The sequence below is a fragment of the Candidatus Poribacteria bacterium genome (assembly GCA_016866785.1).
GTDB lineage: Bacteria > Poribacteria > WGA-4E.
On the sequence record VGLH01000147.1, the window covers coordinates 1 to 9,205 of the forward strand.

Annotated in this window: 7 protein-coding genes; 3 read left to right on the plus strand and 4 right to left on the minus strand. The window is 65.2% G+C overall.

Annotated elements, in window-relative coordinates; all coding sequences use genetic code 11:
- Nucleotides 1-1,045 (minus strand): cyclic nucleotide-binding domain-containing protein (locus FJZ36_16380; protein MBM3216476.1); only part of this gene is annotated, 1,045 nt, incomplete at its 3' end.
- A 206-nt stretch (nt 1,046-1,251) separates the two neighbouring features.
- On the opposite strand from FJZ36_16380, the gene FJZ36_16385 reads away from it, so the two are divergent.
- The 3 genes from FJZ36_16385 (at nt 1,252) to FJZ36_16395 (ending at nt 6,461) form a co-directional block, all read left to right on the plus strand.
- Nucleotides 1,252-2,991, plus strand: coding sequence for a phosphoenolpyruvate carboxykinase (GTP) (locus tag FJZ36_16385; GenBank protein ID MBM3216477.1), 1,740 nt, complete (start codon nt 1,252-1,254; stop codon nt 2,989-2,991).
- Between the two features lie 79 nt (nt 2,992-3,070).
- Nucleotides 3,071-4,906 (plus strand): DNA mismatch repair endonuclease MutL, encoded by a 1,836-nt coding sequence (mutL, locus tag FJZ36_16390; GenBank protein MBM3216478.1) that lies wholly within the window; start codon nt 3,071-3,073, stop codon nt 4,904-4,906.
- A gap of 148 nt (nt 4,907-5,054) precedes the next feature.
- Nucleotides 5,055-6,461 (plus strand): hypothetical protein, encoded by a 1,407-nt coding sequence (locus FJZ36_16395; GenBank protein ID MBM3216479.1) that lies wholly within the window; start codon nt 5,055-5,057, stop codon nt 6,459-6,461.
- Between the two features lie 88 nt (nt 6,462-6,549).
- Here the strand turns inward: FJZ36_16395 and FJZ36_16400 are convergent, their stop codons facing one another.
- From FJZ36_16400 to FJZ36_16410, 3 genes are all read right to left on the minus strand, one after another.
- Nucleotides 6,550-7,776 carry a HEAT repeat domain-containing protein gene (locus FJZ36_16400; protein ID MBM3216480.1) on the minus strand — a complete coding sequence of 409 codons (1,227 nt, stop codon included), beginning with the start codon at nt 7,774-7,776 and terminating at the stop codon, nt 6,550-6,552.
- Between the two features lie 17 nt (nt 7,777-7,793).
- Nucleotides 7,794-8,879, minus strand: coding sequence for a 23S rRNA (adenine(2503)-C(2))-methyltransferase RlmN (gene rlmN / locus FJZ36_16405; GenBank protein MBM3216481.1), 1,086 nt, complete (start codon nt 8,877-8,879; stop codon nt 7,794-7,796).
- 95 nt (nt 8,880-8,974) lie between these two features.
- The coding region (locus tag FJZ36_16410; GenBank protein ID MBM3216482.1) for an Asp-tRNA(Asn)/Glu-tRNA(Gln) amidotransferase GatCAB subunit B at nt 8,975-9,205 on the minus strand (231 nt) is incomplete at its 5' end.

Here is a 9,205-nt window from a genome sequence, read left to right on the forward strand (position 1 = left end):
TATTGCGGAGCCGGTTCTGCTGGACCGTCGAGATGTTCTTGATGAGCGCCATACCGGCGTCGGGTGCGCGCCGGAACGTGTCGGCGTAGGCGTCGCGCGTGTAGGTGAGAAGCGTCGTCTCACCGCCGGTGATGAGGTCGGTGCCCCGAGGGCTCCCGTCGAGGATCGCCATTTCACCGACGACCTGCCCGGCGGGCAGCACGACGATCTCCTGCCCCTGCAACGTCACGCGAACAGCGCCTTCGGCGATGACCCACATCACGTTGCCCTGGTCGCCCTGGCGGCACAGGAGCGCGTCGCCGGCATACCGCTCGGCGCGCATCAGCGATGCGATGGCTGAGAACCCCTCGTCGTTGATACCCTCGAACAGCGGGAGGGGCTTCAAGAACGCAACGATGTCATCGACGGGCATCTCCACGGGCGTCGCAACGCCGTAGTCTGTGGGACCTGCCGGAGCCGCCGTATCGACGACGACTTCCTCCTCAGCCTCTTCCTCGGCGGCTTTGGCTTGCTCTGATTCGGCTTCGTCGCCGAACAGGTCGTCAAGTGACATGGAGCCGTCGTCGGACTCGGCAGCCGGGGCTTCCTCGGCGGGCGCGGCGAACAGATCATCGAGCGAACCCGCTTCGTCAGCGGCAGCGGACGTCTCCGCAGGGGCTGCGAACAGGTCGTCGAGGGAGGCGGCACCTCCGCCAGCGGCGGATGTCTGCGATGGCGCGGCGAGGTCGGCGAGTGAGCTCGTCTCCTCCGCCTCTGCCGCGTCGAGGGCGTCGCCGATCGTCATGCCGTCGAGCGATGTGGCTTCAGGGGTGGGGGCGGCTTCGCGTTTCGCCATTGGCTGCATCAGCATCGACGGGATCGTGTAGCCCTCGTCCTGATGCCGCTGGAACAGATAGCGCCGGAGCTGGAGTTTCCTGCGGATGTCCAGACGTCGGAAGTGAACTTGAAACTCTTTGGGCGACTTTTCGGCGAGTCTCACCAGCTCGTCGAGCGTCGACTGGCTCAGCCAGCGTGTGGCGATGTCGGATGGGGCAGGTTGCGCCACCGCATGTCCTTTCGTCAATGCCGGTCTGTCAGATAGACATTTTCGTGTGCCGATGCACGGAAGTCAAGCCCCGGGACGGTACGCCCGTCCGGTTTTTTTGACCCGTACCGGCGCGGCTCCTATAATTGCCCTGGCGCGGACACGCGCCATGTCGATGATTATGTCGATGATTCGGACTCCCCACGACAGCAAGGAACCGCACTTCTATGGCGAACCGTCTTGAGAGATGGGTGGACGAGGTCGCACGCCTCACGACGCCCGACAGTGTCTATTGGTGCACCGGGTCGGACGATGAGATCGCGCGGCTCACGGAGGAGTGCATCGCCACCGGAGTTCTCCATCGGCTCAATCAGGATGCGTATCCCAACTGCTATCTGCACCGGAGCGATCCGCAAGATGTCGCGCGGACGGAGCACCTCACCTTCATCTGCTCGCAGAACCAGGACGACGCGGGCCCGACGAACAACTGGCTCGCCCCTGCGGAAGCCAAGGCGCGCCTGACGCCGCTCTACAAAGGCGCAATGAAGGGCAGAACGCTCTACGTCGTTCCTTACATCCTCGGACCCGTCGGTTCGCCGTTCAGCAAGGTCGGAGTGGAGATCACCGACAGCCGCTATGTCGTTCTGAACCTGAACATCATGACCCGCATGGGTCAGGTCGCGCTCGACCAGCTCGGGGACTCGGACGAGTTTGTTCCGGGGCTGCACTCGTTGGGCGATTTATCGCCGGAGCGCCGGTTCATCTGCCACTTCCCCGAAGAACGGCTCATCTGGAGCGTCGGCAGCGGGTACGGCGGCAACGCCCTGCTGAGCAAGAAGTGCTTCGCCCTCCGCATTGCCTCGACGATGGCGCGCGACGAGGGATGGCTCGCCGAGCACATGCTCATCCTCGAAGTGGAGCATCCCGACGGGCACAAATCCTACGTCGCGGGCGCGCTCCCCAGCGCGTGCGGCAAGACGAACCTCGCCATGCTCGTCAGTCCGCTGGAACACCTCGGATACAAGGTGCGAACCGTCGGGGACGACATCGCTTGGCTTCGCATCGGACCCGACGGGCGGCTCTGGGCGATCAACCCGGAGGCTGGCTTCTTCGGCGTCGTGCCGGGAACCGGTCCCGACACGAACCCCAACGCCCTCGGAAGCATCGGCTCCAACTCGATCTACACGAACGTCGCCGTCGATGATCACGGGCACCCGTGGTGGGAAGGCTGCGGCAGAGAGGCTCCGTCGTCGCTGCTCAACTGGCAGGGGCAGCCGTGGGACGGCAGCGCGCCCGCAGCGCATCCGAACTCCCGATTCACGGCTCCGGCGCGGCAATGCCCGTCCATCTCGCCGGAATGGGAAAACCCGCAGGGCGTGCCGATCGACATCATGCTCTTCGGCGGTCGCCGAGCGCGTCTCACGCCGCTGATCTACGAGCCGTTCGACTGGGCGCACGGCGTCTTCGTCGCCGCGACCATCGGCTCTGAGACGACGGCGGCGCAGACAGGACGCGTCGGCGTCGTTCGCCGCGACCCGATGGCAATGCTGCCGTTCTGCGGCTACAACATGTCCGACTACCTGTCCCATTGGCTGGAGATGGGCAAGCGGATCCCCAAGCCGCCGCGCATCTTCCACGTCAACTGGTTCCGCAAGGGTGAAGACGGCCGGTGGCTCTGGCCCGGATTCGGGCAGAACCTGCGACCCCTCCTGTGGGCGCTCGAACGCGCGCGCGGGACGGCTGGCGCTCAGGAGACGCCCATCGGCTACCTGCCGAGGCAGAGCGATCTGAACCTCGACGGGCTGGAGATCGACGCAGCCGACCTCGACGAGCTCCTCCAGGTCCGCGACGGCGAGTGGACGGGTGAGGCAGACGAGGTCGGGAAGTTCTTCGAAACGCTCGGACCCCGGTTGCCCGACGAGATGCATCGGCAGCTCTCAGGACTCAAGGGACGGCTGAACGCCTAACCCGACGGACATCGGGAACGCGTACGGCGGGTCGAGGCGGGAGATCATCCCGGCTCGTCCGCTCCAGCGGAGCAGAAACATGCGCATCCACGTTCTCGCTGATGACGTGACGAACAAAATCGCCGCCGGGGAGGTCGTCGAGCGCCCGGCGTCGGTCGTCAAGGAACTCGTCGAGAACGCGCTGGACGCCGGAGCCACGGATATCCGCGTCGAACTGACCGACGGCGGGCGCCGGATGATCCGCGTCGTCGACAACGGCTCCGGCATGGACCCCGACGACGCCCGCCTGTGCCTACAGCGCCACGCCACCAGCAAGATATCCAGCGCCGACGATCTGCCCCAGATCGCCACGATGGGCTTCCGAGGCGAGGCGCTGCCGTCCATCGCGTCCGTCTCGCGGTTCGAGCTGCTGACACGCACGGCGGAAAGCATGGAAGGCACGCGCGTCGTCGTCGAACACGGCAGGTTGTCGGACTCCGGTTCCGCCGGATGCCCCGTCGGAACGCGTGTCAGCGTCGCCGATCTGTTCACGAACGTCCCGGCTCGCCTGAAGTTCCTCAAAGCCGAGCAGACCGAGCTGAGCCATGCGATGAACCACGTGCAGTGGGCGGCTCTCGCGTTCCCGCATGTGCGGTTCGTCCTGTCGCACAACGGCAAGGCGCTCATCGACGTCGCCCCATGCACAGCGCGTGACGAGCGAATCCGTCTGCTCTACGGCAAGGAACTGTCGGAGCACCTGATCTCGTTCACGCGCTCGTTCGAGTCGATGACGGTCGAGGCGCACATCGGCGACCCGAATCTGACCAAGCCGAACCGATCCTATCAGTTCCTCTTCCTGAACCAGCGACCCATCCGCGACCGCACCATCGGGGCGGCGCTGTCGGAGGCGATGAAGGAGGTCGTCCCCGGCGGACGGCACGCCGTCGCGTTCCTGTTCCTCACCGTGTCGCCGGATGAGGTCGACGTGAACGTCCATCCGGCGAAGGCGGAAGTGCGGTTCCGCAACGAGCGCGGGCTGTTCCGCAACGTCATGCAGGCGATCAGCCAGGGGATCGGCAGTAGCCGGTACATTCCCGATGTGGAAGCGTCGCCGGCGTCCACGCAGCGTGGGTCGGGGCGATCACACCAGCCGCGTCCCGCGGTCGAGACGATGTACCCGCTGCGCGAGACGCGCGTCTTCCTTCCGCCCTCGCAGCCCAACTACGTAGAGGCGGCGGAGCCCATCCGCGCAGGCAGCGCCGAGATCGACACGCGCCGATTGCGATTCGATACGCCGCCCTCGCAGCGCACCGTCGGCGGACGAGACGTCGACGCGTCCGTCGAGCTCCTCGACTACGAGTCCGTGGCGCTGGTCGGCGGGCTGATGGACACCTACATCCTCGTCGCCGACGGGGAGAGCCTCTACTTCGTCGATCAGCACGTCGCGTCGGAGCGCATTCACTACGAGCGGATTCGGACGCAGCTCGCCTCGGAGCGCGTCGCGTCGCAAGGGCTGTTGACGCCGCTCACCGTCGAGCTTTCGCCCCGGCAGCGCGTCGGGTTCGAGGCGCACGCGGTGTGGCTGAATCCGTTCGGCTTCGACGTGTCGGAGTTCGGCGGCGGATCGGCGATCATCCGCGCGATCCCGTCGGAGTTGGAGCCGGAGCGCGCCGAGCGAGTTCTCCGCGATCTGCTCGACCGGGTCGAGGTGGACCTGAACCCCGAGCAGAGCTGGGATGCCATCCAAGAGAAAGCGGCTGCGACCATCGCCTGCCATGCCGCCGTCCGCGCGGGCGACCGTCTCGCGCCCGAAGCGCAGCGCGCCCTGTTGCGCGATCTCTCCCGCTGTCGCCTGCCCTTCAACTGCCCGCACGGCAGACCCATCATCGTCCGCATGCGCCGATCCGAGATCGAGACGCTTTTCCATCGGCGTTGAGCCCGTGCCAGCCCTCATCCCGACCTTCTCCCTGAAGGGAGAAGACGGTGGGAACAGCGGAGCGCCGATGGCAAGGGAGCCGCTCGCCTTGCCCTGCTCAACGGCGCGCCCGTAGAATGGCGTCCCACTCCAACAGGCAGGAGGCCGCATGAACGTCATCGTCATCTGCTGCGACACGCTCCGCGCCGACGTCGTCGATCACACGTGGGAAGACCACGTCGATACGCCCAACCTCGACCGGCTCCGCGAACAGAGCGCCGTCTTCACCAGCGCATGGGGCGAGGGCGAACCGACGATCCCGATGCGCCGGGGGTTCTTCACAGGCATGCGGTCGTATCCCTGGCGCTTCGACATCAGCGACCGGGGATCGGTTCCGAATCTCTTCGGCTGGCACTCCATCCCGCCCGAGCAGACGACCTGCGCGGAGTACCTGGTTCCCAGAGGCGTGATGACGGGCCTCGTCGCCGACGTCTACCACATGTTCAAGCCGACGATGAACTTCACGCGCGGCTTTCTGAGCTACGACTACGTGCGGGGGCAGGAGTCCGACGCCGTCCGGACGGGCCCCCTCTCGGCGATCAACATGCGACGGCATCTGCCCGACGACCTGGCGACGCCTCGGCAGCGTCCCGGCATGGCGCAGTACCTGCTGAACGTCCTCGACCGGAAGTCCGAGGAGGACTACTTCGCGCCCCGCGTGTTCCGCAGCGCCGCGCGGTGGATCGACGACAACGCCGGGAATCAGCCCTTCTTCCTCTGGGTGGACAGCTTCTCGCCGCACGAGCACTGGGACCCGCCGGTGCACTTCGCCGACCGCTACTTCCGCAAGGAGGGCGTGCGCGACTTCATCTACCCGCAGCTCGTCCAGAACCACCGGAAGCTGACCGACGACGAGGTGCTCCGCACGAAGGCGCTCTACTACGGCTACGTCACCTTCGTCGACAAGTGGATCGGGCATCTGCTGAACAAGCTGGATGACCGCGGTCTGTGGGACTCGACGGCGATCCTCTTCGTGTCCGACCACGGTACGCAGCTCATGGACAAGGGCATGTTCGGAAAGAGCCCGGAGATGATGCACCCGTTCAACTTCCGCCTGAACTTCTGGCTGCACCATCCTGACAAGTCGCTGCACGGCGAGGAGATCGCGGCGTTCGTCCAGAACACGGACGTCACGCCCACGATCCTGTCGCTGCTGGGCGTCGAGCACGAGCCGATGGACGGGTTCGATGTGCTGCCGATTCTGCGGGGAGAAATCGCGTCGGTTCGCGACGAAGTCATCACCGGATGGGGGCCCATCGCAGCCGTGCGGACGGAGACGTGGAACCTGATCGTCCACACGACGAACGAGGACCCGGCTCCCCGGCTCTACCATCTGCCGACGGACCCGACAGAGTCCGAAAACGTCGCGGCATCGCATCCAGACGTGGTCCGCGATCTTCGAGCGAGGCTCGAAGCGCTCATCGGCGCGCCGCTGCCGGTGACGTATGCCCATCAGCCGACATCGAAGCATTCGGTCGGCGTCGGGCAGTGGCTCAACAGCAACATCTCGAACTAGAGACGCGCAAGCGCTCGAGCCGAGCAACAGAACGGGCTCCCACGCGGGAAGCCCGTTCTGCTGTGCCGAAACGCGTCCTTGGAAGCGGCTAGTTCTCGAGCTCCTTGAGGAGCAGAGCGAGATCGCGCTTCACTTCGGGGTGCGTTTCCTTCTTGTCGTAGTACTCGTAGAGCTTGTACTCGAGGTCCTGGTTGAAGCCGGGCCGCACTTCGGCAGACTTGAGGACCTGCACGAGCCGCTGGCGACGAGGCCAGTCGCGTTCCGTCGTCAGCGCGTCGAGGACGGGAACCACGGCGGCGGACCCGAACGTCGTCAGCGACCGCCCCGCCTCGTTGGCGACCTCGGTGTCGGCGTCCTTGCGCAGAACCCCGATGAGCGATGCCATCACGCTCGCGTCCTTGCCGTGCTTGCCAAGGGCTTTGACAAGGCCCAGCCGGACGGCGGCATCCGTATCGCTCAGATGGGGCAGGAGAACGGACGTGCTCGGGCTCTCGTTCAGATGGACGGCGACGTTGGAGGCGGCGCGACGGGCGTCCACGTCCGCGCTGTCTAGCGCGGCGATCAGGCGGTCGCGATGGCTCTTGTCACCGAGGCGATAGAGAGCGGCGGCGGCTTCCACCTGGGAGCTCTCGGACTGGCTGCTATCTTGCGCCAGCCGCGCGAGGGTCTCTTGCGAGGCGGGGCCGTCGATGGAGCCTAGAAGGCGGATCAGACGCAGATGATTCGCCGGCTGGAGAGACCCGCCGTCGATCGCCTTCGCGACTTCGGGTCCTGCGTCGGAGCCGATGTGCTCGAGGATATCGAGAATCTGTCCCGACAGCTCGGAGTTCTGTCCGTACGTTTCTAGGAGCGACGGCGTTGCCGGGGAACCCAGGCTCACGAGCAGACTCGCAGCGGACTGCGATGCCAGGTCGTGCTGCGACAGGATGGCGACGAGCGTGTCCAGAGATGCGCGGTCGCCTGCGACGACCTTCGCCTGCGCATCGCGCTTCTGGTTGTACTTGGCGGCATCCGGGTGGTTCTCACCGACCTTCTTGGCGGCGCGATCGTACGCGACCAGCAAGTAGGCGTGTGCCTCCGGCTGACGGTCCTTCTCCTGGTTGCGCGTCAGCGATTCCTCGAAGTACTCGAGCGCCTGGAACGGCTGATCGGCACTCAGGAATTTCTTGCCTTCTTCGATTCGATTGAACGTGACTTTGTCGACTTTGCATCCGGCGATGGCGAGCACGCCGGACATCAGTAAGAGAAGGATCGCGGATGGGTGCAACCCACGCCTCAGGGTTGAAAGCTGCATGGTGTGTGTACCCCTGTACATGACGAAGCCCGATGTCGCTAGCCGGCCACGACTTGCGAACGCACTGTATCGGCAGGACGCATGCCCGCACGCTGGTTGCGAAGGAGATCCATCGGATACGACGCGCGCAACTGACCACAGGCAGCCGCGATGTCCTGCCCCTTCGTATCCCGAACGATTGCCACGATGTTTGCCGCGAGCAGAATACGCTGGAACGCATCGACTCGCTCAGCAGAAGGTCGATTATAGTCGGAGTTCGCCACCGGGTTGAACGGAATGAGATTCACCTTGCTGGGCAGTGTCCGGAGCAGTTGACACAGCCGCTCAGCATCGGCGATTGAGTCGTTCACATCGCGCAACAGCACGTATTCCACGGTCAGACGACGTCCCGTCGCTTCGGTCCAGCGAGAACAAGAGTCGAGAACCCCGGCGATAGTATACCGCCGGTTCGAGGGAATCAAGCGATTCCGTACGGGGTCGGTCGTCGCGTTCAGCGACAGCGCGAGCCCGACTCTGAGTCCCTCACGGGTGAAACGGTCGATCGCGGGAACCAGACCCGACGTCGAAACCGTGATCCTGCGTGCTGCGATACACAAACCCTCCGGTGCGGACAGAATGCGAAGAACGTCCAGCAGAGCCGAGTAGTTCGCCAGCGGCTCGCCCATGCCCATGAAGACGATGTTGGTAATCGTCCCGACGCCGATCTCCTCCTCGACCTGCACGACCTGGCTCAGGATTTCGCCGGCGGTCATGTTGCGTACGATGCCCAGTTGAGCCGTCGCGCAGAACGAACACCCCTGCGCGCAGCCGACCTGGCTCGACACACAGAGCGTCACGCGGTCGCCGTCGTAGAGCAGAACGCTCTCGATCCGCTCGCCGTCCTGAAGCTCGAAGAGGTACTTGACCGTGTCGTCCACTTCCGACGGGATGCGAGCCGCCACCCTCAGACGCCCGATGGTCGCCCTGGCTTCCATGGCGGCTCGGAACGCCTTGGGCAGGTTCGTCATCTCGTCGAAGATCGTCGCGCGCTTGTGGTAAACCCACTGGAAGAGCTGATCCGCCCGGTAGACAGGCTCGTTCCACGATTCAGCCCACCGGCGCAGCTCTTCGCGCGACATGCCCATCAAGTCGGTTCGCTCGCCGTCGATAGCGGTTCCCGTCATCGCGAGATCGGTCGTCTGCTCAGATGCCATCGGTGAGCTCTTGCCCACGGGGCCCATCACGCTCCGTCGCCGCTGAGAAGGGCTCGCAGGCGCTCGTTGATCCGCTGCGGGTTCGCCTTCCCGCGCGACAGCTTCATCACCTGTCCGACGAGGAACCCCAGCGCCTTATCCTTGCCGCCTCTGAAGTCGGAGACGGGACCCGGGTTCTCCTCGATGGCTTGCGTGACCCACGCGTCGAGCGAGGTGGTGTCCGACACTTGCACGAGACCCTGTTCCTCGATGATCCG